Raw genomic sequence first — 252 nt, 5'->3', positions numbered from 1 at the left:
GCGGCCTGATCGAGGGCCGCGAGCGCCTTGGCCTCGGCTTCGACAGCATGGACGCGGCCGATCTGCGCCAGCCGCAAAACGCAAGGCCTGAAGCCTGTCACGGTCGAAAAGCGCGATCTTTTCCGTCGTCCGCTGATGACGCAGGAGTTCAAGCCCTATGACATGGTCGTCTTCGATCCGCCGCGGGCCGGCGCGGAGTTCCAATGCAAGGAGCTTGCCCGCTCGGCGGTCAAGAAAATCGCGGCCGTCAGC

1 pseudogene is annotated in these 252 nt (G+C 65.1%); it reads left to right on the top strand.

The features are described from left to right. Positions 1-66 precede the first annotated feature (66 nt). A pseudogene (locus EOD29_RS33575) lies at positions 67-252 on the top strand (RNA methyltransferase); the annotation flags it as partial.

It is taken from the genome of Mesorhizobium sp. M1A.T.Ca.IN.004.03.1.1, from assembly GCF_003997555.1.
Classification (GTDB): domain Bacteria; phylum Pseudomonadota; class Alphaproteobacteria; order Rhizobiales; family Rhizobiaceae; genus Mesorhizobium.
Note: the sequence above shows the minus strand (reverse complement) of the source record. Positions and strands in the feature narration are given on the sequence as shown.